Annotated in this window: 20 protein-coding genes; 5 read left to right on the forward strand and 15 right to left on the reverse strand. The window is 43.9% G+C overall.

Annotated features, from left to right (window positions below; translation table 11 throughout):
• Positions 1 to 339: 339 nt before the first annotated feature.
• From Hs20B_RS06630 to Hs20B_RS06680, 11 genes are all read right to left on the reverse strand, one after another.
• A complete protein-coding gene (locus Hs20B_RS06630; protein WP_172356850.1) occupies positions 340 to 1,176 on the reverse strand; it encodes a transporter substrate-binding domain-containing protein in 837 nt (278 codons plus the stop codon).
• A 120-nt stretch (positions 1,177 to 1,296) separates the two neighbouring features.
• Positions 1,297 to 2,166, reverse strand: coding sequence for a 16S rRNA (cytidine(1402)-2'-O)-methyltransferase (gene rsmI, locus Hs20B_RS06635; protein WP_172357020.1), 870 nt, complete (start codon positions 2,164 to 2,166; stop codon positions 1,297 to 1,299).
• Positions 2,167 to 2,177: 11 nt separating this feature from the next.
• Entirely contained in the window at positions 2,178 to 2,537 is a 360-nt protein-coding gene (locus Hs20B_RS06640) for an initiation control protein YabA (RefSeq protein WP_172356852.1), read from the reverse strand.
• On the reverse strand, positions 2,537 to 3,307 hold the full coding sequence (gene ricT / locus Hs20B_RS06645) for a PSP1 domain-containing protein (protein WP_172356854.1): 771 nt from the start codon (positions 3,305 to 3,307) through the stop codon (positions 2,537 to 2,539). Before ricT ends, Hs20B_RS06640 begins: the two co-directional genes overlap by 1 nt.
• Positions 3,308 to 3,322: 15 nt before the next feature.
• Complete coding sequence (locus tag Hs20B_RS06650; RefSeq protein ID WP_172356856.1) at positions 3,323 to 4,183, reverse strand: DNA polymerase III subunit delta'; 861 nt, start codon at positions 4,181 to 4,183, stop codon at positions 3,323 to 3,325.
• A complete protein-coding gene (tmk, locus tag Hs20B_RS06655) occupies positions 4,183 to 4,830 on the reverse strand; it encodes a dTMP kinase (RefSeq protein WP_172356858.1) in 648 nt (215 codons plus the stop codon). Before tmk ends, Hs20B_RS06650 begins: the two co-directional genes overlap by 1 nt.
• A 48-nt stretch (positions 4,831 to 4,878) precedes the next feature.
• A complete protein-coding gene (locus tag Hs20B_RS06660) occupies positions 4,879 to 5,568 on the reverse strand; it encodes a CBS domain-containing protein (protein ID WP_172356860.1) in 690 nt (229 codons plus the stop codon).
• Between the two features lie 69 nt (positions 5,569 to 5,637).
• Positions 5,638 to 6,306, reverse strand: coding sequence for an amino acid ABC transporter permease (locus Hs20B_RS06665; protein ID WP_172356861.1), 669 nt, complete (start codon positions 6,304 to 6,306; stop codon positions 5,638 to 5,640).
• Positions 6,307 to 6,318: 12 nt separating this feature from the next.
• The gene (locus tag Hs20B_RS06670; RefSeq protein WP_172356863.1) at positions 6,319 to 7,002 is read right to left on the reverse strand and encodes an amino acid ABC transporter permease; all 684 of its coding nucleotides are present in this window, start codon (positions 7,000 to 7,002) and stop codon (positions 6,319 to 6,321) included.
• Between the two features lie 39 nt (positions 7,003 to 7,041).
• The gene (locus Hs20B_RS06675; protein WP_172356865.1) at positions 7,042 to 7,848 is read right to left on the reverse strand and encodes a transporter substrate-binding domain-containing protein; all 807 of its coding nucleotides are present in this window, start codon (positions 7,846 to 7,848) and stop codon (positions 7,042 to 7,044) included.
• A 26-nt stretch (positions 7,849 to 7,874) separates the two neighbouring features.
• Positions 7,875 to 8,615: an amino acid ABC transporter ATP-binding protein gene (locus Hs20B_RS06680; protein ID WP_172356867.1), complete on the reverse strand. Its 741-nt coding sequence runs from the start codon at positions 8,613 to 8,615 to the stop codon at positions 7,875 to 7,877.
• A 184-nt stretch (positions 8,616 to 8,799) separates the two neighbouring features.
• On the opposite strand from Hs20B_RS06680, the gene yycF reads away from it, so the two are divergent.
• From yycF to Hs20B_RS06695, 3 genes are read left to right on the forward strand one after another with little or no spacing between them, the layout of a single operon-like run.
• Entirely contained in the window at positions 8,800 to 9,504 is a 705-nt protein-coding gene (gene yycF / locus Hs20B_RS06685; protein ID WP_172356869.1) for a response regulator YycF, read from the forward strand.
• A complete protein-coding gene (locus Hs20B_RS06690) occupies positions 9,494 to 10,936 on the forward strand; it encodes an ATP-binding protein (RefSeq protein WP_172356871.1) in 1,443 nt (480 codons plus the stop codon). The genes yycF and Hs20B_RS06690 overlap by 11 nt, the downstream gene beginning before the upstream one ends.
• An 18-nt stretch (positions 10,937 to 10,954) precedes the next feature.
• Positions 10,955 to 11,776, forward strand: coding sequence for an MBL fold metallo-hydrolase (locus Hs20B_RS06695; protein WP_172356873.1), 822 nt, complete (start codon positions 10,955 to 10,957; stop codon positions 11,774 to 11,776).
• A gap of 37 nt (positions 11,777 to 11,813) precedes the next feature.
• Here the strand turns inward: Hs20B_RS06695 and Hs20B_RS06700 are convergent, their stop codons facing one another.
• Complete coding sequence (locus Hs20B_RS06700; protein WP_172356875.1) at positions 11,814 to 11,933, reverse strand: DUF4044 domain-containing protein; 120 nt, start codon at positions 11,931 to 11,933, stop codon at positions 11,814 to 11,816.
• Between the two features lie 116 nt (positions 11,934 to 12,049).
• On the opposite strand from Hs20B_RS06700, the gene Hs20B_RS06705 reads away from it, so the two are divergent.
• Together Hs20B_RS06705 and Hs20B_RS06710 are read left to right on the forward strand one after the other, a co-directional pair.
• The gene (locus Hs20B_RS06705) at positions 12,050 to 12,364 is read left to right on the forward strand and encodes a (4Fe-4S)-binding protein (RefSeq protein WP_172356877.1); all 315 of its coding nucleotides are present in this window, start codon (positions 12,050 to 12,052) and stop codon (positions 12,362 to 12,364) included.
• Positions 12,365 to 12,372: 8 nt separating this feature from the next.
• Positions 12,373 to 12,663 (forward strand): GNAT family N-acetyltransferase, encoded by a 291-nt coding sequence (locus Hs20B_RS06710; RefSeq protein WP_267130154.1) that lies wholly within the window; start codon positions 12,373 to 12,375, stop codon positions 12,661 to 12,663.
• Between the two features lie 69 nt (positions 12,664 to 12,732).
• On the opposite strand, the gene Hs20B_RS06715 is transcribed toward Hs20B_RS06710, so the two are convergent.
• From Hs20B_RS06715 to Hs20B_RS06725, 3 genes are all read right to left on the reverse strand, one after another.
• Entirely contained in the window at positions 12,733 to 13,917 is a 1,185-nt protein-coding gene (locus Hs20B_RS06715) for an MFS transporter (protein ID WP_228407523.1), read from the reverse strand.
• A gap of 116 nt (positions 13,918 to 14,033) precedes the next feature.
• Complete coding sequence (locus tag Hs20B_RS06720; protein ID WP_172356881.1) at positions 14,034 to 14,915, reverse strand: class II fructose-bisphosphate aldolase; 882 nt, start codon at positions 14,913 to 14,915, stop codon at positions 14,034 to 14,036.
• Positions 14,916 to 15,055: 140 nt separating this feature from the next.
• Complete coding sequence (locus Hs20B_RS06725) at positions 15,056 to 24,817, reverse strand: KxYKxGKxW signal peptide domain-containing protein (protein WP_172356846.1); 9,762 nt, start codon at positions 24,815 to 24,817, stop codon at positions 15,056 to 15,058.
• Positions 24,818 to 24,875: the final 58 nt, after the last annotated feature.

Raw genomic sequence — 24,875 nt, forward strand, 5'->3', positions numbered from 1 at the left:
GTCGTGATGAACTTAGGGAAGTAGCTATGCACAGGCTTGGCGGTTTTACCGCTTAGCCGTTGGGCTGGCTACTCCTTTAGTGAAGAACGACGAAGTCGTGATGAACTTAGGGAAGTAGCTATGCACAACGTGGCTTGGCGGTTTTACCGCTTAGCCGTTGGGTTGGCTACTCCTTTAACGATTTGGCATTGGCACTTTGCGCTTTAGCGCATTACGTGCCACGCTATGTACAGTAGACAATATTTCTGATAAGAAATGATAGTCGCTGGACTTGCGACAACGTCGCGAAGAGGTTTTTCAAACCAAGAAAAAGCGTTTTCACGCTAGTTCTTTTGTGGTTTATTTGAAATTATCAGCTGCGGGTGCATAGTCCCCACCGTAGAATTTTTCAGAGAGTTTTTTCAGTGTTCCGTTGCTTGACAAAACTTTGAGCTCTTTGTCAATCTCTTTTTTCAATTTAGCTTGTGAGTTGTCTAAGATATAGTACTCATAAGTTTTGAAAGTTGGGTATTTTGTCAAATCTGGGATATTGCTTGCGACTGTGACGTTATGCTCTTTTGCCAAGTTTTCACCGGCAGATTTTGAAGCAAACAAGAAGTCGATTTGGCCTGACTCAACGGCTGCTAAACGGTCAGCAAGTGGGCGTTCAGAGTAGGTCACGTTGATTTTTTGATCTGGGTGTTTTTTATTCCAAGCTTCAAAAATCGCACCATAGTTAGTACCGGCAGGGATTTCTGTTTTCTTGCCAATCAAATCCTTGATTGACGTGTAATTATTTGCCTTGCTTGAGAAGATAGCATTGACATTTTCAGAAATTGGATAAGTAAACAGGTATTTTTCTTCGCGTTCTGGTGTTTTACCAAAGTTATTGGCACCAATCTGACTGCGACCTGCATCCAAATCTGTCAAAATCGCTTCGTCAGAAACGGTTTTGTAGTCAAACTTGTAATCTGGCAATTTTTTGTCAACGGCTTTCAGGACTTCAATATCGAATCCTGTCAGTTTGTCGCCGTCTTTATAAGCGTAAGGTTTTGAGTCAGCAGTTTGTGCAACGGTAATCGTTGTAACTTTTGTTTTGCTTGTATCTGACTTGCTGTCATTTTTGCCGCAGGCTGCAAGAAATGCGACGCTGAGCAAACCAACTGTGGCTACTGCTGCTACTTTTTTGAATGACATATAAATTCCTCTTTTTCAATCTTAATAGACTTAATTTTACCATAAAACTGGTCTAGTCCGACTTTAGAATTTTTTATGACGGGTTTTCAGAAAACAAAAACCCTATTTTCAAAATAGAGTTTATAGGTCATGGAAATCTTGGTAAAGTTCTTGGCGTACAAGACCACGTGACTTTGCGATGGTTTTGATCGCTGTATTTGTTTTTTCTCCTTGTTCAATCAGCGCTTTAACCGCATCAAGACTAGACAAATCAGCAAGCGGATCCTTCTTTTGATGGCTGCTTTCTGACGAGCCGCTTACAATGATCAAGCATTCGCCTTTGATTGGCTGCGCTTCAAGGCTTTCAAGTACCTCAGAAATGCTACCGCGGCGATATTCTTCATAGACCTTGGTCAGCTCACGCACAAAGGCAATCTGCCTGTCGCCATAGACTTCGAGCATATTTGTAAGGGTAGCCGCCACTCGGTGGGGTGATTCATAAAAAATCTGACTCTCAGGATAGGCTATTTTTTCCGTCAGAAAGCTGATTTGGTCAGCTTTTTTACGTGGTAGAAAGCCGTAAAAAATGTGTGGCTGTGGTGCGATACCTGAGGCAATCAGCGCCGTAATCCCAGCACTCGCACCTGGCAAGGCCACAACATCAATTTGCTCAGCAATGGCTGCTAGCACCAAATCATGTCCTGGGTCAGAAATTGATGGCATCCCTGCGTCTGAAACCTGAGCGATGTCTTTTCCCGACTTCAAAAAATCCAGCATTTTATCCATTTTCAGCACACTATTATGCTCGTGAAAACTTTCTTGAGGCGTTGTAATCTCAAAGTGGTTGAGTAATTTTTGCGTGTTTCGTGTGTCTTCTGAAGCAATCAGATCGGCGTTTTTCAGCGTTTCGACCGCACGAAAGGTCATGTCATCAAGGTTGCCAATCGGCGTTGGCACCAGATAGAGCGTGCCTGCTGTTTTAACGCCCTTGAAACTCTGTTGTAAGCTCATTTTTACTGTCATTATCTATACAAAATCTCCGCACAATACAGGCAAGTTTCGCCAGGCTCTAGCCGCTGACCGTAAAAATCTCTGCAGACGTGAAAACCATCCTCGTAAATTTCTTGTAGATTTGACATTGGATTTTTTTTTGCAGTTTTAGCAGCTTTGTCCTGATTGTCGGCTGTCGACTCTGCCTGTTCTGACAGGTCCGAAAGCTCTGCTATTCGATCTCGCAGGCGTGCATTTTCAATCAATAAACTGGTGTTTTCGGAAATTAGTTTTTGATAGGTGCTTTTGATGTCGCTAACCTGCGTCAGTGTCGCAACTAGCTGTTCTTCAAGTTCTGATAGATTATCAAAAAAAGGAGTTTTATCTGCCATTAAACCACCTCTATTTCTGCGAGTTCATAGTCTTTGACCACATTGTTCTGACGGACTTTGACGGTGTTTGATAGCACGTTCATGCCAATAACGCGACCCTGACCATCTGATGAGACGACTGTATCACCAAAGTCAGGAAAGTTTTTGCGCGCCTTGCGGTAAAAGTCATCTTCGTAGCTCAGGCAGCACATCAGTCTGCCACACAGGCCGTTGAGCTTATTTTGATTGAGTGAAAGCGCTTGGTTTTTCGCCATTTTGATGCTGACGTTTGGAAATTCGCCCATGAACTCCGCACAGCAAAGTGGACGTCCGCAAGGTCCTAAACCACCGAAAGCTTTTGCTACATCACGTGGCCCAATCTGACGCAGCTCAATTCGCGTCTTAAACGTGCTAGCTAAATCTTTCAAAAGCGCTCGAAAATCCACCCGATGTTCCGCTGTAAAGCTGACATAGAGGCGTTTATAGTCGAGTGTGTACTTGACTTCGATGATTTTCATATCAAGGGCATGATGTTTTACAAGCTTTTTGACAGTGGTTTTTGCCTCATCAGAAGCCGCCGTCACCTTGTCAGATAACTCAAAATCAAGCAAGTTAGCACTTGCGACAATGTAGCCATCTACATCAAGTTCTGACGCAATTTCACGGACAACCTGCCCCATCATCTTGCCTTTTTCACCTTTGACAATGACCGTTTCGCTCACTGTATAGCTGCTGTTACTGGTCACAAATATATTTTCTTCGCCATGGGCGAATTTGATTTCGTAATTCATATGTTCTCTCTATTTTTATAAAGCGATTTTTTCTAGGCTAGCTTGAAAGTTGACATTGGCACGGAAATAGCTTTGCGCCATAAACACTTTTTGAGCAAGCTGCGACTGGCGCTGTTTAACTAGGATAATGCTAAGCAGCTCAAATACTAAGCCTTGCTGATACTTGTCCTTAAAATTTGCGGCAAGGCCCATAACCTGTAAAAATGCCTCGTCTTTGTTACTGACAAGTGTCTTTGCAAAGTTTTCAATCTGTTTAAGGCTGGTCAAAAATGCCTTATCCTCTGCCAATGTTTGCGCTGATTCAAGTGAATTTGTCACTTGCGCAATCAGTTGTGCATCAGTTTTCAGCGTCCCAGCTGCTTCTAAATGCTGCTGGATGAGTTGCGTCTGATGTGGAAATGTAATGACCTGTGCCCGTGACTTAATCGTGTCAAGCACCATATTTTCAGATGCCGTCAATAGAAAAATGTAGATTTCAGACTCAGGCTCTTCAATTGATTTCAAAAGCGCATTTGCTGCATTGACATGTAGCTTTTCAGCACCGTCAATAATGACGACTTGGCGGTTGGTTTCATAGCCAGACTGTGAAAATGTCAGCAACAAATCGCGTATCTGCTGAGTTTTAATCGTCTGACCATCAGGTTTCACGAGATGCAAATCCGTAAAATCATTGTCAGCAATCAGCCTACATTCCCTGCAGACACCACAAGGCAAACCGTCCGTCAAATTGGTACAAAAGCGTGATTTCGTCAGCCACAGCGCCATCTCCATCGCTCCGAACCCGCCTGAAAATAGAAAAGCATGGTGCAGCATATCAGCCTGCAGAACTTTTGCAAATCGGGCATAAAGCGCCGGTTGCAACTCAGAAATTGTCATCAAAAAATCTCCGGAAATTTGGCTGTAATCGCAGTCATAGCAGCCTCTGCCACCTCAGAAATAGACTGTCCAGCATCAATCGTTTTGACACGATCTGGATTTTCAGCTGCGATTTTTTGGTAGCCTGCACGCACTTTTCGGTGCATCTCAGCGGCTTCTAAGTCCAGACGGTTAATCTCGCGATCACCCGTCATGACACGTGCAAGCCCAATCTCAGTTGCCACATCAAGATACAGCGTCAGATCAGGTAGCAGTCCGTCTGTCGCAAAGTCATTGATTGCCATCGTCTCTGCGACGCCAATCCCACGCGCATAGCCTTGATAGGCGACAGATGAGTCGATAAAACGGTCAATCACGACGACTTTGCCCGCCGCAAGCGCTGGCAACACTTTTTCATTAAGATGTTGTCTGCGCGCTGCAGCAAAAAGCAGCAACTCCGTTTTGCCGTCAATTGCGGTATTTTCAGGTGCAAGGATAATCTCGCGAATGCTTTCAGCAATCCGAATCCCACCAGGTTCACGTGTCGTGAGTACTTGAGCGCCATTTTTTTCAAGATGGGGCAAAATCTCCTGTAAAATCGTTGTTTTGCCAGCGCCCTCAGGCCCCTCCAAGCTTATCAAAATACCTTTTTTCTTGTTAATAGACATGTTTAAATTATATCATTTTTTCTTGTTAATAGACATGTTTAAACTAAATCATTTTTGGGACAAAATTTTAGGCAAATCCGTGATATTTATCACCCCAAGCACATCTGACGGTTTGAGTGTTTGCAGATTTTCCACCTCAGTTATTAGCAAAACAACTGATTTCTGACCTGTTTTCATCTCATCAAGTAGCCTATTTTCTGCTGTGAATATCGAGTCATCAGGTTTGATAAATCGGATAACTGCTTGTGAGTTTTCAAGTATCTGCTCAACTGTTGGTGCTGCTTTTGGATTTTCTGACAAGCTGTGAACGATAGCATTTGCCGTGATAAGCTGTGTCGTAAGTACGCGACCGTTTTTGACAACAGGAAACTGCGTATGATGATGCGTTCTGACGAGCGTCATCAGATCTGAAAATGCGGCATCTGACGGCACAAAGATCACTTCCGAGCGAAATAAACTGCCCACAGTTAAGGGCTGTGTAATCACCTCATAAACATGCCGTATCAAGTCCACCACCTCAGGCTGGATGAGAAAATACTTGTCAGAAGCCTTGTGCTGCATCATGTTTCTCAGATTATTGAAGAGCTCAAAATCTGTAGCAAAGTCCTTTGCACCTGCAACATGCTCAATCAACTCATCTGTCAGCTGCGACATCGGCATGTACTTGCCTGTTTGGTTAAATTTTTTATTGGCAAATGCTTCTATTTCTTTGTAAATCTCGATAAATGTCTCGTTCATTTTTACTTTCTCTTTCTACAAAAAAAGAACCTCTCGGCTCTATTTTATCATTTTTAAACTGATTCAAGACTATTCCAGCGAATTAGCCCATGATTTTTGCAAGCGACGTGACACTTGTGAAATGGCAAAGTTGATGACAAAATAAATCACCGCCACAAAACCGTACAACATGAACACTTGACCCGCTTGGAAATATTGTCCCATCAAGATTTGTGAGTTACCAAACAATTCTTGCAAGGCGATAACCGAATACAAAAATGACGTATCCTTGATCACTGTCACAAACTGTGAGATAATCGCAGGCAACATCTTGCGAATGGCCTGTGGCAACACGATATTGGTCAAAATTTGCAAATCTGTAAACCCTTGTGACTTACCAGCCTCGGTTTGTCCTTCAGGCACACCATTTAGCCCGCCACGGATGATTTCTGCAAGCGCAGCCGTTGTAAAGACTGTAAATGAGATAATCCCCGCAGGCACTGACTTAACTTGAAAAATCAAGAAAATAACGAAAATCCACAGCAAGTTGGGCACATTTCTGACAACCTCAACATAAAAACTTGCGATAAACTTCAAAAATGGATTTTTACCATTTCGCAAAACGGCTAAAACCGTGCCGAAAATCGTTGACAAAACAATCGAAATCAAGGCGATAAATAGTGTCAGTCCCAAACCTTGAAAGAGAAAACGGATATTTGTCGCGGTAAAAACTTGTGATGCTTCTTGTGCTAAACTCATCTTTTCCCCCCTCTAACCGACACTGTAAGCGTTTTTGTTCTTTTCTTCCATGCGACGCGCAAGTGATGCGAGCGGGAAACATAAAATAAAGTAAAGGGCACCGACTCCCACAAAAGCTGGGATGTAGTTCATGTTCATAGAAGACCATGACTTGGCTGTAAACATGAGGTCAGCCCCTGAGATGATGGCAACAGTTGATGTATTTTTGATCAAGTTGACAATCTGGTTTGTCAGTGGCGGATAGATCATCCGAACTGCCTGCGGCAAGACAATCAAGCGCATGGTTTCACCATAGGTAAAACCTTGTGACTCAGCAGCCTCAGTTTGCCCTTTTGGCACCCCTTCGATACCTGAGCGAATGACTTCTGCGATATAGGCACCATGATAGAGCCCCACACAGATGATGGCCGTCCAAAAGGCTGAAATGACCAGATGTTTGTTGAGCAATGGAAAACCGTAATAAACCACAACAAACTGAATCAAGAGTGGTGTATTTTGATAAATTTCCACATAGACACGACTAATCGCACGCAGGACTTTATTTCGTGTTGCAGATAGCGACCCGAAAATCACACCTAGCAACATGGCTAAGAGCAACGCGCCAATGGAAATCTCTAGCGTGTAGAGAAATCCCTTGGCGAACTGCCCGAAGTCTGAGAAAAACGCCTGCCAGCGTTCTAATGCAAAAGGACTCATATATTACCTTTCTAGTACTTGTTCCTGTTTAGCTACGCCTTATTTTGCAGTTGCGTCAGTCAGGTTGTATTTGGCAGTCAATTTTTTAAGTTCGCCGTCGTCTTTGAGTGTTTTCACTTCTTTGTTGAGGTAGCTTGCAAGTTCAGTGTTTGATTTCTTAGTTGCGATACCGTATTCTTGAGGTGCGAACCCTTCACCCAAAATCTCAGTTTTGCTATCAACATAACCAGACAAGATTGATTTGTCGACGGCAAATGCGGCAATACGACCAGATGTCAAGGCTGTTTTAAGTGTCGGATAGTCAGCAAGCTCAGCATATTTGAATGAAATACCTTTTTCTTTTGCCAAGGCTTCAAGGCCTTCTTTTGTAGAAGAAGACTGTGCCACACCGATTGTCTTACCGTTCAAATCTTCCACGTCAGTGAAGTTTGATGATTTATTGACCAAGAAACCAGCTTCATCTGTGAAATACGGCGTTGTGAAGTTATACGTTTTTTTACGTTCATCAGTGATGGTAAAGGTTGCGATAACTGCATCAACCTGTTTGTTATCAAGCAAAGGACCACGTGTTTGCGCAGTAACGGGTACAAATTCAGCTTTGACACCCAGACTTTTTGCGATTTGGTTTGCGATATCGATCTCAACACCTGTAAATTTATTTGTTTTAGGGTCTTTGTAACCAAAGTTTGGTACGTCTTGTTTGACACCAAAGACGATTTTGCCCTTGTCTTTAATCTTATCTGTTGCTGATTTTGAGGCGTCATCTTTAGATGAGCCACATGCTGCAAGACTAAAAGCAGCAAATGCTGCTGCGATTCCGGCTAATACTTTTACTGATGTTTTCATATATTTTCTCCTATATTTCCTATATTTTAGTGATTGATGATTTTGCTGAGGAATTGCTTAGCACGTGGTTCTTGTGGATTATCAAAGAAGCCTGCAACGTCTGTTGTATCTTCTAATATCTCACCTTCCGCCATGAAAATGATACGATCGGCAACAGATCTTGCAAAGCCCATTTCGTGCGTGACAACGACCATGTTCATCCCGTCTTTTGCAAGTCCTTGCATGACTGAAAGCACATCGCCGATTGTCTCAGGGTCAAGCGCTGATGTCGGTTCATCAAAGAGCAAAAGCTTTGGATTCATGGCAAGGCCACGCGCAATTGCGACACGTTGCTTTTGCCCACCAGATAGCTGACCTGGAAAGGCGTCTTTTTTATCCCACATATTGACAAACTTCAAATATTTTTCAGCTGTTTTACTTGCGTCACGTAATTCTTGTTTGAGGACACGTGTGGGTGCCAATGTAACATTTTCTAGCACCGTTTTATGTGGATACAAGTTAAAATGTTGGAAAACCATGCCAACTTCCTTGCGAAGCTCAACTAAATCTTTTTTACTGGCATGATCAATATGGTGTCCGTTGACCACAAGCTCGCCCGACTCAATACCTTCTAAGGCATTTATCGTGCGAATCAAGGTTGATTTACCAGATCCTGAAGGTCCTAGTAAAACGACAACTTGTCCTTCTTCTATTTCCAGATTGATATGTTTCAGCGCGTGGTAGTCGCCATAGTACTTATCGACATTTTTGAATTCAATCAGTGGCATTTTCAACTCCTATCATTTTTTCGTGTTATAAGTTATAACATGACCCTATTTTATCACGTATTTTCTGAATTGTCAAACAATTTTTACTGCAATCTGTTTTAGAAAACGTTTTCCAAATGGCAAATCATTGATGAAAATGCTAAAAAACGTTATAATAGAGCTACTAATGAATGAGGAAACTGCTATGAAAAAAATACTCGTTGTTGACGATGAAAAGCCTATTTCAGACATTGTCAAGTTCAATTTGACAAAAGAAGGCTATGAGGTTCTGACCGCATTTGATGGCGAAGCAGCACTTGAAGTTTTTGTTGCCGAGTCACCTGATCTGATCTTGCTTGATCTGATGTTGCCAAAAAAAGACGGCCTAGAAGTCGCACGTGAGATCAGAAAGTCATCAGAAGTACCGATTATCATGGTGTCAGCAAAAGATAGTGAATTTGACAAGGTAATTGGCCTTGAGCTCGGGGCAGATGACTATGTCACAAAACCTTTCTCAAATCGCGAGCTCTTAGCACGTGTCAAGGCAAATCTGCGTCGTTCTAATCTGACGCCTGATGCGACTGCCAGTAATGACAAAAAAGAAATTCGCATTGGTAACATCACCATTGCCCCAGAAAAATATGCCGCTTATAAAAACGATAAACACATTGATCTGACCCACCGAGAGTTTGAGTTATTGCATTATCTCGCGCAACATGTAGGTGAGGTCATGACGCGCGAGCATTTGCTTGAAACGGTCTGGGGTTATGACTATTTTGGTGACGTGCGCACGGTCGATGTGACCATCCGTAGACTGCGTGAAAAAGTTGAAGACACCCCTAGCCGTCCTGAATACGTCGCAACACGACGCGGCGTTGGCTACTATCTGAGTGACCCAAATGAAAAATAAACTCCCTTTTACTAGCACCATCCTTTTTAAAGCGGTAATCTCGCATTTACTGCTTTTTTCAATGCTGTTTACCTGGAACGCAGAAGGCTTTCTCAGCAACCACGACTCTTTCACGCGACTTGGTATTTTTTATGGCATTTCGCTGATTTTGATGGTCTGGTTCATTTCCCGCATTTCCGTCGGTCTGGGGCAGATTTCTGATCAGATTGATGATTTTACGGAAAAAAACTATTCCGTCAGAAAGCAAATCCCCGGTAACACTGAAATCAATCGGCTTTATGAGCAGGTGGTTAATCTCGGCGAGAAGACTGAACATGCTCAGGAAACGCTTGAGTCTTCAAGCACACGCCTCAACGGCATCTTGACCTACATGACAGACGGTGTCATCGCAACTGACCGCAGAGGCAAGATTGTCCTTGCAAACGCTGCTGCACTTGAGTATCTCAACGTCAAAGAAAAAGATATTTTATCTCGAAAAATCGTTGATGCACTTGATATTTCTGCTGACTATACTTTTCGAGATTTGCTTGAGTCTGAGCCAGAGATTATGCTTGACTCTGAAAATTCTGTGGGCGAGTTTACGACTCTGCGGATAAAATTTGCCCTCTTTCGTCGTGAATCTGGCTTTATTTCAGGGGTTGTGGCTGTGTTACATGACGTCACTGAGCAGGAAAAAAATGAGCGCGAGCGCAGACTTTTCGTGTCAAACGTCTCTCACGAATTACGCACGCCATTAACCTCAGTCAAATCCTATCTCGAAGCGCTTGATGAGGGGGCAATCAACGATCCTGACATCGCACCAGGCTTTATCAAAGTTTCACTCAAAGAAACCGACCGGATGATTCGGATGATTCGCGACTTGGTAAGCTTGTCTCGCATGGATTCTGATACCATTGCCCTCGAAAAAGAAGTGATCAATGTTGTTGCCTTTCTTCATTTTCAGCTTAATCGCTTTGACCAAATCGTTGGCACTTCTGATGAAGACCAAAAAACTTTCAAAATCCTTCGTCAAATTCCCTTGCAGCCGATCTGGATGGAAATTGATACCGATAAGATGGGCCAAGTCATAGATAATCTCATGAATAATGCCATCAAATACAGCCCTGACGGTGGTAATATCACGGTCAGTCTAGAGCAGACCAATACGCAAATCCTGCTCAAGATTTCTGATGAAGGGATGGGAATTCCTAAAAAAGATCTGCCAAAGATTTTTGACCGCTTTTACCGTGTTGATAAGGCGCGAAGCCGCGAACAAGGCGGCTCAGGCCTTGGGCTTGCCATCGTCCGTGACGTCGTCAAGATGCACGACGGCTTCGTTTGGGCAAAGTCTGATGGTAAACATGGCACAACATTTACAGTTGTTCTCCCCTATGCACCGCTTGATGACGCTGAAAACGGCTCTGATACTGACGACTGGGCAGATCACGACTAACCTAGATGAATTCACACAATGAAAGAAGATAAATTGACAGAAGAAAAAGGTTTCAAATACAGCATCCTTGCCAGTGGCTCAACAGGTAATGTCACTTACATCGAAACGCCTGAGCGTAAGATTTTGGTTGACGCCGGCTTGTCTGGCAAAAAAATAGAAGGTCTGATGAACGAAATTGGCCGCAGTCTCTCTGATGTTGACAGCCTCCTTGTCACGCACGAGCACAAGGATCACGTTGCTGGCCTTGGCGTGCTTGCCCGCAAGTACAAGATGGATCTCTATGCCAATGCTGATACTTGGCAGGCGATTGGTGAGTCTTGTGGCAAGATTGATCCTAGCCAGAAACATATTTTTGACATGGGAAAAATGCTGACATTTGGCGATATTGATATTGAGAGTTTTGGCGTGAGTCATGATGCGGCGGCGCCACAATTTTACAAATTTATGAAAGATGATAAGAGTTTTGTCATGCTGACTGACACAGGCTACGTGAGTGATCGCATGCGTGGAACGATTGAAAATGCCGACGCTTATCTCATGGAAAGCAATCATGATGTCGAAATTTTACGCATGGGCAACTATCCTTGGCGCCTGAAACAGCGTATTTTGTCTGATCACGGCCATTTATCAAACGAGGATGGCGCTGGCACAGCACTTTCAGTCATTGGCAATAAAACCAAAAAAATCCTGCTGGGTCACCGCAGTCAGGAAAACAATCTCAAAGAACTGGCGCATATGACCATGGAAAATACACTCATGCAACACGACATTGACGCCAAAAATGATGTCAAAGTATTTGACACGAGCCATGTTCAGGCAAGTCCTTTATATCAAATTTAGTATAAAAAAAAAGACCTTGTCACGGGGACAAAGTCGATTAAAGAAAGACTGATACTGCCGTTGCTATTGCTGCAAAAATCGTCAGAATCAACATCAGCCATACGATTACCATGACGACTTTTTGAAAAGTCGTCTTTTTTTGTTTTTTATAAGCCATAGTCAAATTTTACCGCAAAACTATCTATTTTTCAAGTGCAGGATAAAATGTTATAATGAATGTATGAAAATTTCCTATATTTGAAAAAATGAAGGAAAACAAGAAAGAGGTAAATCATGCAAGGAAATCAAGTCAATGGTGATGCTGTAACCGAGGAAGAACTACTCGCCTTGGGGTATCGCAAATATTATGGTGACGAACTTGATATTTTCTATCACAAGGATATCTGTGCCCACGTCGGTAACTGCGTACGTGGTGATGCTGGCGTTTTTGAAGTCGGCCGCAGGCCTTGGATCATCACAGACAACGGCGAATCCACTGAAAACTCAATTGCCGTCGTAAACTCATGCCCATCAGGCGCACTCAAATGGCTCCGTCGCAATCAAGAACAAGAACAAAATCAAAGCGCACAAGCAACTACGAAAGGATAACACAGCACATGGCAGACTATTCATTTCAAGATCAAGGGGACCAAATCGTTCTCATTGACGAAAAAACACAGCAACAGGCCGGCGAAATCGCTTTTATGGAAGCTGAGGATACCCTCATCGTTGTTCACACTGGTGTCAATCCTGACCACCGTGGCCAAGGTTTAGCTGAACAACTCGTTTTCCAAGTGGTCGAAAAAGCAAGACGTGAAGGCAAGAAAATCTTCCCAATCTGCCCATTTGCCCGCAAGGAATTTGACCAAAAAGCAGAATACGGCGACGTGTTACGCGCTGACGTCTGAACTATTCAAGACTGAAATCAAAAAGCACTTTGACTTTTCATTAGTCAAAGTGCTTTTTTCACACCCGTTTTACTGAATCTTTTTGCCATGGACAAAATAGTATAGAACAAGCGACACCGCAACAACGAAAATCATGAGTTCAAACAGTGCTTTGAAACCGATGATTGGTGCGATAATCCCTAAAATCACAGGTCCAATCCCAAAAGCTAGGTCAAACAGGATAAAGTAGGTCGAGGTTGAGACACCGAGTCGATCGATTGGCACCATTTTCGCAATAGTTGACTGAATCGTTGACTGTAAGTTACCAAATCCCACACCAATCAGAATCGCAGACACGATAAAGAGAAAGACGCCATTGACCTGACTGAGTGCAACAAAGCCTAAAATCAAAAGAATGAAGGACGGATAGGCAACATAGTTTTCATTTTTCTTATCTGCAAGCACACCTGTAAATGGCCGACTAGCAAGGATTGAAACCGCATAGATAACAAAGAAAATGCTCGAATACTTGGCCATGTGTTCAGACTTCATAAAAAAGCTGAGATCACTTTGGATGGCACTGTAAGAAATCGCTGCAATCAGCATAACTAGTGCAATAGGCAAGACTTTTGGCTCAACAAAACTATGGATGCTGATTTTTTGATGCTTGCCTTTATTTGGCAGGTCAACGGCTGACTCATGCACCATAAAAATCGCCGCAAGAACCAAAATACCAAGGATAATTTCGAGGAAAAACAGATTTTTAAACCCGATACTGTCAATCAAAATCAGTGCCAAAAATGGCCCAAAAGCTGTCGCTATAATCGTAGACAAGCTAAAATAAGAAATGCCTTCAGACTTGCGATCAGGCGGCACAACAAGGACAATCGCTGTGTTCGTAATCGTTCCAATCAGGCCAATCGCAATCCCTTGGACGAACCGCATGATGACAAGCAAACTCAAACTTGTGATGAGCGGATAGGAAATCAAGCTGATAAGCAATATTCCCGCACCAACAAACAAAATCTGTTTGGTGTTGAGTTTTTCCATGAGGATGCCGCTCGATAATCTTGCAAAAAGCGAGCCAATCACTGTAATTCCAACGAGAAGCCCCCCAACTGCCTGCGATAAGCCAAGCGCATCGACTGCATAAGGTCCAATCGCCACGGTCAGGCTATAAAAGGTAATCATGACCAAAAAATTGATCAGAAAAATCTCTAAAAATGATTGATTAAATATCTTTGTGACAACATGTTTACTATGATCTGTTTCCACGAATCCTCTTTTCTTTGGTAAAATCCCTGTCTCAAATAGGACAGGTCAAGTTTATGAATAAAAAAGCAAAAACACCCAAACGGGCGTTTTTACTTTTAATCAGATATAATCCGGTCTTAAGCTTTGTTTGCAGAACCGAAAACGTCGATGCGTTCTTCGACTGCTGCTTGAACTGCGTCAATACCTGGTTTAAGGAATTTACGTGGGTCAAACAATTTTTTCTTATCGTATTCAGCTTCGTTAGCTTCGTATTCAGCAGCGAATTTACGTGTTGCTGCCGCGAATGCTTGTTGGCTTTCAGTGTTAACGTTGACTTTCGCAACACCCATCTTGATGGCTGCTTTGATTTGATCGTCAGGGATACCTGAACCGCCGTGAAGGACGATTGGGAAACCAGGAACAGCGTCAGTCAATTTTTGCAAGTGGTCAAGGTGAAGACCTTTCCAGTTTGCAGGGTAAGGACCGTGGATGTTACCGATACCAGCCGCAAGGAAGTCAATCCCAGTTTTAACCATTTCAACTGCATCTTCGATTGGTGCCAATTCGCCTTCGCCGATGATACCGTCTTCTTCACCACCGATTGAACCAACTTCAGCTTCGACAGAGATGCCTTTAGCATGAGCAAGTGCAACGATTTCTTTTGTTTTTTCAAGGTTTTCAGCAATTGGAAGATGTGAACCGTCAAACATCAATGATGTATAGCCGATTTCAATAACTTCTTTTGCATCTTCAAAATGACCATGGTCAAGGTGAATTGCGATTGGAACAGTGATGTTCATTGATTCAACGAGGTTTTCGATAATATATTTAGCAGTTTTGTAACCACCCATGTATTTACCAGCACCCATTGAAGTTTGGATAAGGATTGGAGCTTGTTTAGCTTCTGCTGCGCGCAAGATAGCTTGTGTCCACTCCAAGTTGTTTGTGTTGAATCCACCGATTGCATAGCCGTTTTCACGTGCTGCTGCAACGAATTTTTCTGCTGAAACGATTGCCATTTCTTAAGTTCCTCCAAAATTTATTTACGAACTTATTATATCACTTTGTGAAAGATTATTCTAGTATAAACTATTATTATTTGTTTGAGACAAAAATAAACGCCAATTTCTAATCCGAAATCGGCGTTTATGTCCTGTTTTTAGCTGTTTATCTTGCTAAATTTCATTGTTTTGGGTAGATTTTTGAGTTTCACACCTTTTTCTGCTAATAATCTGACTGGAAAATCTGCCGGATTAACTGAAATAGGCTGACCATTTTCAGTGAGTAAGTTCAGCTTTTCTGCATTTGAAACAGGTGCCAATAAAATCACACGATCTTGATTGGTCAGCTTCTCAAAGCTCTGGCTATCCCGATTTCCTGACTGATTTGGTGCCAAATCTGCAAGGTTAATTTGCTTTGTGAAACCATTTTTTGTTATGACTGCGAGTTTGTCATCCGTTTTGAAATCTTTGACAATCGTTGTAAATACTGGCGTTTCATTGACGTTAATCGCCTTTGAAAGCGCACTTATCACCTCACCTTCTTCATCTATCTTGAGATTTTTCAACATCTTAACCTTGCGGTAAATCACATTACCCATATCCGTAAAAATCAAGAGATAGTCAGATTTTCTTGCCATTTCCGCAAAGCGTAATTCCTTGTCCTTGCGTAGCTTTTCAAGATCATCGCCTGTCATCTTACGCATAGGCGTCCGCTTAACATCACAAGCTTGACTCATACTAACGAGCACATCCTTGCGGCGCATCAAAAGCAGTGCGCCAGGGCCTCCCGCTGCAATCAGACCTGCTAGTAGACCTGGGATGAGCTTCTGCATGAGACCCGTGTCACCTTCAGTGTTTGGGAGGGTGATTGTCTCTTCTGAATCAGCAGTTTTAGACGGCGCTGGGGTCGTCGGTACATCTTCAGCTGGTGCGTCTGCTATTGCTACTGGCTCATTACCATTTGCAGGTGCATCGACAGGCGCATTTTGCCCCTGTGGCATGACGATCTGCACCGGTGTTGGCGCAGAAAATGGCTGCTGAGCTGCGAAAACGGGTGCAGTTTCAGGCGGCGTTTGCGGATTATTACCCGGAGCATCTACGGTGCTGCTAGCCTCTGTTGAATCTGAATCTTCGGAGGAGTCACTGGCTTCGGATGATTCGGAATCTTCTGTGGAATCACTGGCTTCGGATGAATCTGAATCCTCTGTAGAATCGCTATCTTCGGATGATTCGGAGTCTTCTGAAGAGTCACTATCTTCAGATGAATCGGAATCCTCTGAGGAATCGCTATCTTCTGTGGAATCGCTATCTTCGGATGAGTCCGAATCTTCTGTAGAATCTAGCGCAGTTGCTGATTCGCTATCCGCTGTTGAATCTGAATCCTCATCTGAATCACTGTCTTCACTAGAATCGCTATCTTCGTTTGAATCTGAGTCTTCTGTGGAATCACTATCTTCGGATGAGTCGGAATCTTCTGTGGAATCACTATCTTCGGATGAATCGGAATCTTCTGTGGAATCGCTGTCTTCAGATGAATCTGAATCTTCCGTGGAATCACTGTCTTCAGATGAATCTGAGTCTTCTGATGAGTCGCTGTCTTCGGATGAATCGGAATCTTCTGTGGAGTCGCTGTCTTCAGATGAGTCGGAATCTTCTGTGGAATCACTATCTTCGGATGAATCAGAATCTTCTGTGGAATCGCTGTCTTCAGATGAATCTGAATCTTCTGTGGAATCACTGTCTTCAGATGAATCGGAATCTTCTGTGGAGTCGCTGTCTTCGGATGAATCGGAATCTTCTAAGGAGTCGCTATCTTCAGCAGAGTCGGAATCTTCTGTAGAATCGCTGTCTTCAGATGAATCTGAATCTTCGCTTGAATCGCTATCTTCGGATGAATCGGAATCTTCTGTGGAATCGCTGTCTTCAGATGAATCGGAATCTTCTGTGGAATCGCTGTCTTCAGATGAATCGGAATCTTCTGTGGAATCGCTGTCTTCGGATGAATCTGAGTCTTCACCAGAGTCGCTATCTTCAGCAGAGTCCGAATCTTCAATTGAGTCGCTATCTTCAGCAGAGTCCGAATCCTCACTTGAGTCGCTATCTTCGGCAGAATCTGAATCCTCTATTGAATCGCTATCTTCAGCAGAGTCCGAATCTTCAATTGAGTCGCTATCTTCAGCAGAGTCCGAATCTTCAATTGAGTCGCTATCTTCAGCAGAGTCCGAATCTTCACTTGAATCGCTATCTTCAGCAGAGTCCGAATCTTCACTTGAGTCGCTATCTTCAGCAGAGTCCGAATCTTCAATTGAGTCACTATCTTCGGCAGAGTCTGAATCTTCTGTGGAATCGCTGTCTTCGGATGAATCTGAGTCTTCTGAAGAATCGCTATCTTCAGCAAAGTCGGAATCTTCACTTGAATCGCTATCTTCGTTTGAATCTGAATCTTCAATTGAGTCGCTATCTTCGCTTGAATCTAAATCTTCACTTGAGTCGCTATCTTCAGCAGAGTCTGAATCTTCACTTGAATCGCTATCTTCTGTGGAATCGCTGTCTTCGGATGAATCGGAATCTTCTGTGGAATCGCTGTCTTCGGATGAATCGGAATCTTCTGTGGAATCACTATCTTCTGATGAATCAGAATCTTCTGTGGAATCGCTGTCTTCAGATGAATCGGAATCTTCTGTGGAATCACTGTCTTCAGATGAATCGGAATCTTCTGTGGAGTCGCTGTCTTCGGATGAATCGGAATCTTCTAAGGAGTCGCTATCTTCAGCAGAGTCGGAATCTTCTGTAGAATCGCTGTCTTCAGATGAATCTGAATCTTCTAATGAGTCACTATCTTCTGATGAATCGGAATCTTCTAATGAGTCACTGCCTTCAGATGAATCGGAATCTTCTGTGGAATCACTATTTTCGGATGAATCGGAATCTTCTGTGGAATCGCTACCTTCGGATGAGTCTGAATCTTCTATGGAATCACTGTCTTCATTTGAATCTGAGTCTTCACTTGAATCGCTGGCTTCCGTCGAATCCGAATCTTCTGAGGAATCGCTAGCTTCTGTCGATTCGCTGGCTTCCATCGAATCTGAATCTTCACTTGAATCGCTGTCTTCATCTGAGTCTGAATCCTCAGTGGAATCGCTATCCTCGCTTGAGTCTGAGTCTTCTGTCGAATCACTGGCTTCTGATGAGTCCGAGTCTTCTGATGAGTCGCTATCTTCTGACGAATCTGAATCTTCACTTGAATCGCTACCTTCAGATGAGTCTGAATCTTCACTTGAATCACTGTCTTCTGTTGAATCACTAGCTTCACTTGAGTCGGAATCTTCTGTTGAATCACTGTCTTCTGATGAATCTGAATCCTCAGTGGAATCGCTATCTTTGCTTAAGTCTGAATCCTCAGTGGAATCGCTAGCTTCGCTTGAGTCTGAATCCTCAGTGGAATCGCTATCTTCTGACGAGTCTGAGTCTTCTGTTGAATCACTGTCTTCGTCGGAGCCTGAGTCTTCTGAGAAGTCGCTGGCTTCCGTCGAATCCGAATCTTCTGAGGAGTCGCTGGCTTCGGCTGAATCTGAATCTTCTGAGGAATCACTGGCTTCCGTCGAATCCGAATCTTCTGAGGAATCGCTAGCTTCGCTTGAGTCTGAATCTTCACTAGAATCGCTACCTTCGGATGAGTCTGAATCTTCTGAGGAATCACTGCCTTCATTTGAATCTGAGTCTTCACTTGAATCACTGTCTTCAGATGAGTCTGAATCTTCTGTTGAATCGGAATCTTCATCGGAGTCTGAATCTTCGCTTGAATCACTGTCTTCTGATGAATCTGAATCCTCTGTTGAATCGCTATCTTCTGATGAGTCTGAATCTTCGCTTGAATCGCTGTCTTCTGATGAGTCTGAATCTTCGCTTGAATCGCTGTCTTCTGATGAGTCCGAGTCTTCTGATGAATCGCTGTCTTCTGATGAATCTGAATCTTCACTTGAATCGCTACCTTCAGATGAGTCTGAATCTTCACTTGAATCACTGGCTTCTGATGAATCTGAAGCCTCTGTTGAATCACTATCTTCGGTTGAATCTGAATCTTCTGTTGAATCACTATCTTCGGTTGAACCTGAGTCTTCTGTCGAATCACTGGCTTCTGATGAGTCCGAGTCTTCTGATGAGTCCGAGTCTTCTGATGAGTCGCTATCTTCTGATGAGTCGCTATCTTCTGACGAATCTGAATCTTTACTTGAATCGCTACCTTCAGATGAGTCTGAATCTTCACTTGAATCACTGTCTTCGGATGAATCGGAATCTTCTGTGGAATCACTATCTTCAGATGAATCGGAATCTTCTGTGGAATCCCTGTCCTCAGATGAATCGGAATCTTCTGTGGAATCGCTGTCTTCAGATGAATCGGAATCTTCTGTGGAGTCGCTGTCTTCGGATGAATCGGAATCCTCTAAGGAATCACTATCTTCGGATGAATCGCTATCTTCTGTGGAGTCACTATCTTCGGATGAATCTGAATCTTCGTTTGAATCGCTATCTTCGGATGAATCGGAATCTTCTGTGGAATCGCTGTCTTCGCTTGAGTCGGAATCTTCTGTGGAATCACTATCTTCGGATGAATCGGAATCTTCTGTGGAATCGCTGTCTTCAGATGAATCGGAATCTTCCGTGGAATCACTGTCTTCAGATGAATCTGAGTCTTCTGATGAGTCGCTGTCTTCGGATGAATCGGAATCTTCTGTGGAGTCGCTGGCTTCAGATGAGTCGGAATCTTCTGTGGAATCACTATCTTCAGATGAATCGGAATCTTCTGTGGAATCGCTGTCTTCAGATGAATCGGAATCTTCACTAGAATCGCTGTCTTCGCTTGAATCTGAGTCTTCTGTGGAATCACTATCTTCGGATGAATCGGAATCTTCTGTGGAGTCGCTGGCTTCGGATGAATCGGAATCTTCTAAGGAGTCGCTATCTTCAGCAGAGTCGGAATCTTCTGTAGAATCGCTGGCTTCAGATGAATCTGAATCTTCGCTTGAATCGCTATCTTCGGATGAATCGGAATCTTCTGTGGAATCGCTGGCTTCAGATGAATCTGAATCTTCTGTGGAATCGCTGGCTTCAGATGAATCTGAATCTTCTGTGGAATCGCTGGCTTCAGATGAATCGGAATCTTCTGTGGAATCGCTGGCTTCAGATGAATCTGAATCTTCGCTTGAATCGCTATCTTCGGATGAGTCTGAATCCTCTGAGGAATCGCTATCTTCGGATGAGTCTGAATCTTCAGATGAATCGCTATCTTCTGTGGAATCACTATCTTCAGATGAATCGGAATCTTCTGTGGAATCGCTGGCTTCGGATGAATCGGAATCTTCTGTGGAATCGCTGGCTTCGGATGAATCGGAATCTTCGCTTGAATCGCTATCTTCGGATGAATCGGAATCCTCTGTGGAATCACTATCTTCAGATGAATCGGAATCTTCTGTGGAATCGCTGTCTTCAGATGAATCGGAATCTTCACTTGAATCGCTATCTTCGCTTGAATCTGAGTCTTCACTTGAATCGCTATCTTCAGATGAGTCGGAATCTTCTGTGGAATCGCTATCTTCGGATGAATCGGAATCTTCACTTGAATCGCTATCTTCGGATGAATCGGAATCTTCTGTGGAATCGCTATCTTCAGCAGAGTCTGAATCCTCTGAGGAATCGCTATCTTCTGTGGAATCGCTGGCTTCGGATGAATCTGAGTCTTCGGATGAATCGGAATCTTCTAATGACTCACTGCCTTCAGATGAATCGGAATCTTCTGTGGAGTCACTGTCTTCAGATGAATCGGAATCTTCACTAGAATCGCTGTCTTCGCTTGAATCGGAATATTCTGCGGAATCACTGGCTTCGGATGAATCTGAATCTTCTGTGGAATCACTGGCTTCGGATGAATCTGAGTCTTCTGAGGAATCACTATTTTCGTTTGAATCTGAATCTTCTGTAGAATCGCTGGCTTCAGATGAATCTGAGTCTTCTGTGGAATCACTATCTTCGTTTGAATCTGAGTCTTCTGAGGAATCACTATCTTCGTTTGAATCTGAGTCTTCTGTGGAATCACTATCTTCGTTTGAATCTGAGTCTTCTGAGGAATCACTGTCTTCGGATGAATCTGAATCTTTATTTGAATCGCTGTCTTCAGATGAATCTGAATCTTCGCTTGAATCGCTATCTTCAGATGAATCGGAATCCTCTGAGGAATCGCTGTCTTCAGATGAATCGGAATCTTCTGATGAATCGCTGTCTTCAGATGAATCGCTGTCTTCAGATGAATCGGAATCTTCTGTGGAATCACTGGCTTCTGATGAATCGGAATCCTCTGAGGAATCGCTGTCTTCGGATGAATCGGAATCTTCTGTGGAATCGCTATCTTCGGATGAATCTGAATCTTCTGTGGAATCGCTATCTTCGGATGAATCTGAATCTTCATCGGAGTCTGAATCCTCAGTTGAATCGCTATCTTCTGTTGAATCACTGGCTTCAGATGAATTGCTATCTTCGGATGAGTCCGAGTCTTCTGACGAATCGCTATCTTCGGATGAGTCACTGTCTTCTAACGAGTCACTAGCTTCTGACGAATCACTGTCTTCTGACGAATCACTATCTTCGGATGAGTCCGAGTCTTCTGATGAATTGCTATCTTCGGATGAGTCACTGGCTTCCGACGAATCACTATCTTCTAACGAATCACTATCTTCGGATGAATCACTATCTTCTGATGAATCGCTATCTTCTGATGAATCGCTATCTTCGGATGAATCCGAGTCTTCAGAGGAATCGCTACCTTCAGATGAGTCTGAATCTTCTGATGAATCACTATCTTCCGAAGAATCACTGTCAAAACTAGAATCACTAGCCTCATCTGACACACTATCTGCTAAAGAATCCGAATCAAACAACGAATCAGACTCCACCTCAGAATCAAACGCCGACTCCGAATCAAAAACATCATCCGACGCCTGCTCCGAGTCATACACCGAGTCCGAATCAAACTCAGAATCCGACAACTCCTCATCTTGCTCGTATTTGATGGTAAATGTCTGACTGTCACTATCATTTTTGTTTTTACCATTTGACGTGCGATCAAATGTTGCAACAGCAGCGATTGCCTCAGCAAGCGTTGCATATTCGACACCGTCAGGACCAACTACCGTATATGACCACGTATGATCAGGCAGACCCTCGCGAATCTGCTCATCTGTAATCACTTGACTGGCGTCCATCTGACCATTCGTCTGACCTGTCAAGCTGTAGCCAGGCGTGTTTTTTGCTGCCTCAGCTGAGTCAGGCAAGCCTTGCGGATTGCCTTCACCGCCTGCGATAATCACGGCATCCTGAAAATCAGGATCCAGCATCAGCTCAAGCGACTGTTTGACCGTATCTGCCTCATCTGGCGCATTGGCCGTGTTATCAAAGGTAAAGATCTGCTCGTCTAAGTTTTCATCTTGCAAATGGTAACCAGACGCAATCAAACCTTCAGCCTCAGCACGCGCCAAAAGCTCCGCATAAGTCAGCGTCTCACCACTATCACCTTCGACGTCCACACTGACGCTTTCCTGCCCATCAGAGTAAGTCAAAGTCAGCGTCACAATCTGCTTAGGCGTCGTCACATAAAACACCGTCACAGGATTACCAGACTCAGCCACAGTCATGCGCTCTGGCTGCTCATAGCGTTCCCCACGCGCAAGCACATAGCCTGCTGGCACATTATCACGCGTATAGTAAGGATTTGTCCAGTCAATGTCGTTGCCGACATTTGCCGTGACGAGATGATCAAAGCTCTCAGCACCCGCAGAAACGCCTGACATATCAAGTGCTTCACCTGTTTTCACGTCCACGTACTGATACTTAACCTCGCTAGGCTTGCCCTGAACGTAGATATTGTAGCTAAAGCCAACACCCTCACGTGGCACAAGCGCTATCTCAGCCTGCCCAGATGCATCACCATTGTCAATGTCACTGGTAATCGAGCCCTTACTTTGTTTATCCGCAAGCGCCCCCGCAGCCACCTGCTCATCAAGCGCCCACAGATAGCCAGCAGGCATCTGATCACGCACATATTTCGAGCGTTTGAGATAAATCTCCTCACCAATCGAATAGCTAGACAAGTCCTCAGTCACAGACTTGAGCACACGCCCGTCACGTGTCACATAATTCAGCACGATATTACCATTGTCAAGCGCATTTGTCTTGAACTCACGATGCGTCGGCATGGTCACGACCTGCGCCGTTTTTCCGTCCCCTTTTGGATCTATCGTGACTTTTTGTGCCCCATTTTCATTGGTTAGGGTCATCCGTGCAAATGCCAGTGTTTGAGATGTTGGATCACTAGGATTGAAAAATGCTGGTGCATCTCCATTTGCATGAGCAGTCCCAGGCTGCCAAACAGAGACAGACGAGTTTTCAAGGACAAACTCACTTGATGCACTTTCTGCATTGATGATTGATGTCGTATCATTACTGATTGAGCCATCATAGTTAAATTTTGATAAATGCAACGACTTAGGCGTAATGAACTTGATTGACGACTGCCCACCTATATAGAAAATCGGTGATTGGTTATACTGCTGAATCTCAAGCGTCGTCCCCGCATTAAAGACAAATCGACTGTCGTAGCCTGTACTCATCGAGTACCCTGCCTTCATGCCAAGCGCTGTCATCTTGAAATTTTTCCCAAAGGTGTAGGTCCTGCGTCCGACACCCTCGATCAGCGCATTAAAGCCGTCTTGGTGCCAGATGACATTATCACCGACCGTCATCACACGGAAGTTATCACGAAACAGGTCATGCGCACTGTCATGATAGGTGTTGACTGCAGAAATCTGACTGCCATCACCGATATTGACCTCGCCATCAGTCGCTACCGAATTATGCACAAAAGCCTCTGTTTCACCGTTTTTTGGACTCTTCGCCGTAATTTCGGCACCATTTACGATGTCAATATTTGAAGCCTTGGCAAACTCTTTTTTCTGCAGACTTGAAATCCGTCCTGATAGCACAAGCTTGCTATTGCGCCCCATGACATTTACTACACGCACCATTTGACGCGCGTCATCATCCTCAGCAACACCTGCATTTGCCGTGACATTATCCAGATTTACCTGCCAAGCATTACTATCACTCGCACTTGCTGCCGCAATCAAACTCGTATCCGCCGCCTGCGTCGCAAGAAAATGCACACCAGAAATCGACAGCGTAGCAGCAGCATTTCCTAAGCGCATCTGAACGCCTTGCATATCAACCGTGTGACCGCCACCTGCAATAGTCAAATCGCTCGTACGTGGTGCCAAATCATCAATCGCAGTCACACCCGTCGCAAAATTCTTCGTGATTTTGATATAACGAATACTCTGATCTTGATAAGCAAGCTTAAAACCAGCATAGTCCGAAACTTCAGCAAAACTGTTCGCCGCACGCGCCGCCGATTCCCCACTACCGTCATGCACCCCTAAAATCGCGTCAGGCAGGCTCACATGAACAGACGTCGACGATGGTCTGGCATTACCCGCTTCATTGCCAACGCCATAAATGGCATCATTTTCAGCCAGCTGCGCCTCAAATGCCCCACGGCGCAACGGATCATCTAGGATACTCGCCACTTGCAGTGCATTTGTTTCAGTGACAATGGGGGTGTAGCGCAAAATAGGACTGCTCGCATTTGCAAGATCAGTCTGCTGCTTCTCTTTATTTTCAAGCACCGTCTCAACCTGCTGTGTCTCATCAGCTTTAGCAGCTGTCGCACTGACAAGCACACCTCCCGATACCAATACAGCAAGGACAGAACTCGCAAAAAGCCACTGCCGCCCAGACTTCCAGAGCCTGAAATGTGTCTGTTTCAGCTCATGATTACCCATTTTTTGATTATCTTTTTTGACTTTTATTTTCATTTTACCCGTTTTAACCTCATATTATTCTTATCTATTTACCATTATATAACATAAAAAG

Origin of the sequence: Pseudolactococcus insecticola, assembly GCF_011170065.1 — a bacterium.
In the GTDB taxonomy this organism is placed as follows: domain Bacteria; phylum Bacillota; class Bacilli; order Lactobacillales; family Streptococcaceae; genus Pseudolactococcus; species Pseudolactococcus insecticola.

Excerpts from the sequence above, each read along its gene's own strand:
- Hs20B_RS06630 (WP_172356850.1), bottom strand. The coding sequence starts at position 1,176 with ATGTCATTCAAAAAAGTAGCAGCAGTAGCCACAGTTGGTTTGCTCAGC.
- rsmI (WP_172357020.1), bottom strand. The coding sequence starts at position 2,166 with ATGAGCTTACAACAGAGTTTCAAGGGCGTTAAAACAGCAGGCACGCTC.
- Hs20B_RS06640 (WP_172356852.1), bottom strand. The coding sequence starts at position 2,537 with ATGGCAGATAAAACTCCTTTTTTTGATAATCTATCAGAACTTGAAGAA.
- ricT (WP_172356854.1), bottom strand. The coding sequence starts at position 3,307 with ATGAATTACGAAATCAAATTCGCCCATGGCGAAGAAAATATATTTGTG.
- Hs20B_RS06650 (WP_172356856.1), bottom strand. The coding sequence starts at position 4,183 with ATGACAATTTCTGAGTTGCAACCGGCGCTTTATGCCCGATTTGCAAAA.
- tmk (WP_172356858.1), bottom strand. The coding sequence starts at position 4,830 with ATGTCTATTAACAAGAAAAAAGGTATTTTGATAAGCTTGGAGGGGCCT.
- Hs20B_RS06660 (WP_172356860.1), bottom strand. The coding sequence starts at position 5,568 with ATGAACGAGACATTTATCGAGATTTACAAAGAAATAGAAGCATTTGCC.
- Hs20B_RS06665 (WP_172356861.1), bottom strand. The coding sequence starts at position 6,306 with ATGAGTTTAGCACAAGAAGCATCACAAGTTTTTACCGCGACAAATATC.
- Hs20B_RS06670 (WP_172356863.1), bottom strand. The coding sequence starts at position 7,002 with ATGAGTCCTTTTGCATTAGAACGCTGGCAGGCGTTTTTCTCAGACTTC.
- Hs20B_RS06675 (WP_172356865.1), bottom strand. The coding sequence starts at position 7,848 with ATGAAAACATCAGTAAAAGTATTAGCCGGAATCGCAGCAGCATTTGCT.
- Hs20B_RS06680 (WP_172356867.1), bottom strand. The coding sequence starts at position 8,615 with ATGCCACTGATTGAATTCAAAAATGTCGATAAGTACTATGGCGACTAC.
- yycF (WP_172356869.1), top strand. The coding sequence starts at position 8,800 with ATGAAAAAAATACTCGTTGTTGACGATGAAAAGCCTATTTCAGACATT.
- Hs20B_RS06690 (WP_172356871.1), top strand. The coding sequence starts at position 9,494 with ATGAAAAATAAACTCCCTTTTACTAGCACCATCCTTTTTAAAGCGGTA.
- Hs20B_RS06695 (WP_172356873.1), top strand. The coding sequence starts at position 10,955 with ATGAAAGAAGATAAATTGACAGAAGAAAAAGGTTTCAAATACAGCATC.
- Hs20B_RS06700 (WP_172356875.1), bottom strand. The coding sequence starts at position 11,933 with ATGGCTTATAAAAAACAAAAAAAGACGACTTTTCAAAAAGTCGTCATG.
- Hs20B_RS06705 (WP_172356877.1), top strand. The coding sequence starts at position 12,050 with ATGCAAGGAAATCAAGTCAATGGTGATGCTGTAACCGAGGAAGAACTA.
- Hs20B_RS06710 (WP_267130154.1), top strand. The coding sequence starts at position 12,373 with ATGGCAGACTATTCATTTCAAGATCAAGGGGACCAAATCGTTCTCATT.
- Hs20B_RS06720 (WP_172356881.1), bottom strand. The coding sequence starts at position 14,915 with ATGGCAATCGTTTCAGCAGAAAAATTCGTTGCAGCAGCACGTGAAAAC.
- Hs20B_RS06725 (WP_172356846.1), bottom strand. The coding sequence starts at position 24,817 with ATGAAAATAAAAGTCAAAAAAGATAATCAAAAAATGGGTAATCATGAG.